1 protein-coding gene and 1 pseudogene are annotated in these 1,867 nt (G+C 56.2%); both read right to left on the bottom strand.

From position 1 onward, the window contains the following. Positions 1-225: pseudogene (locus ACWA6V_RS21125) on the bottom strand (arabinogalactan endo-1,4-beta-galactosidase); the annotation flags it as partial. A 227-nt stretch (positions 226-452) separates the two neighbouring features. Further along, the coding region (locus ACWA6V_RS21120) for a carbohydrate-binding protein (protein WP_449524328.1) at positions 453-1,867 on the bottom strand (1,415 nt) is incomplete at its 5' end.

The raw sequence follows: 1,867 nt of genomic DNA, 5'->3' as shown, positions 1-1,867 counted from the left end.
GCCGTTGGTTTCCATTTCAGATGCCCAGCTGATGTCGGCGCCAAGGGCAAAGTTGCTCGAAAAAATCGGCGCAACGCTACTGGATTGCGCCGAAGAGCTGAGCGAGGAGGCGGCGAGCGAAGACGAACTTTTGGCCTCGGGCAAGCCCCCTCCGCCGGAACCACCGCATGCCCCCAAGGCCAAAATACTGGTGCACAGCAGTGCTCTGTTAAAATTACCTGTCATGACAAAACCTCAATGTGAAGAGCGAAATCGTAGATGCTGGATGCTCATCAGGTGCCCATTGTGCAGCCTGATGGCATAGGTCTCGTGTGTAATCTATTAGAATATTATTTATAGTATAAATAATAATTAAAGAGAGTGCGGCAGATATCGCTTAAAAATGCCAAATAGGCAATAAAAAAAGCGCGTACCCGGTCGCCCGGATACGCGCTTTTTTGTTCACTTCAGGTTTATTGCGCGGCGACAAGTGTCCAGCGAGCGCTCCACCAACCCGGTTGGATACTGCCTACCTGCAAGCGTCCGTATTGGTTGTGGATGTATTGCGTGGGTGCCGCACGATTCTTGAGGCGGTACTCATTGGCGGTCACTTTTTCCAATTCCCAGTGGCTATTGGTGTCGGTTTTGGCAGCACTCGCGGCAGTGAGGTTGCCATTGCTGATGGTCAATACCTGATCGGGTTTCCAGCGGTTAACCAGGCGCACAATGTTCGATCCACTCACCGGTTCGAATACCCATTGCGAACTCCAGTAACCGGCGGGTACATCGGTTGATTCGGGGATACCGTTTTCGATGTGAATGTACTGGGTGGTTTGCCACACATTTTGCAGGCGGAAGGTGCCCAGGCTATCGGGCAGTTTGTCCAGCTTGATCCAGTTGAGATTGAAGCTGCCGGTTTTGAGGGCGAGAGCAACAAATTGCTCGCCCGCTGGCAAGCTCACTTCGTGGCTGACGGTAGTCCATTGTTGCCAGCCACCGGTGACGGGCACAGAAACCTGGCCGTAAACCGGAGTGCCGCCTTGCTTCTCAAACTGAATCACGCCTTGGGTGTTCAGACTGGCAACGCGGTAGGACACCTGATAGCGCCCTGCTGCTGGCAGGTTGACCTTGTAAGCCAGCCATTCACCATTGGCAATCCAGCCAACATTGTGGCCGCCGCCGGTGTCCGTGGTGGCCTGGATATCCACGCCATCCTGGCGGTAAGCGCCGCCGGTATTGCCGCTGGTGGTGTCGTAAAAACCGGTGTAGTCCTCGGCTTGCAGGGTGATGCCGGTGGCGGGTGCATCAGGAAATGGCACTTTGTGGGTGCGGTTGGCCGACATCTCTGCCGCACGCTCGCGCCATTTGCGCGCCATATCGCTGTTTTGCGCATCGCCCAGCACATTGCCCTGTTCGTCTTTAATCAGGGGCGATGAGTAGTAGGCTAAATCATTGCCGCACTGGATGGTGCCGCGCCCTTCGCCAAGGGTATGGCCAAAGTGGTAGCCGCTGCCGTCGGGGCAGTGAACCCCGCCCACGTTGTGACCGACTTCATGGCGATAGGCGCCCGGCCAGGGTGCGCCTATCACATGGGTATCACCGCCAACGCCTGCCCAACCACCGGCGCTGCCCGGTGCGTCAGTAGGCTTTTGTACCATGCCTACCAAATCGGGGGCGGTGCGCTCGATATCTGCAGCGAACCAGGTGTTCACATCATCCAATACCGAGGTGACGACACCGGGGTTGTGGGGCGCGGTTCCCGTGCCTACCAAGCGCAGATACACATTCTCGACTTTGCTGTTCTTCAACCCCGTGTTGACTTGCCCTACATAGGATTGGGCACTGGCCTCCAGATTATTACGCACATATTGCGAGCTGGCTGCAGCCG

Source organism: Cellvibrio sp. (assembly GCF_053579595.1).
This window is presented reverse-complemented; position numbering and strand designations above follow the sequence as displayed.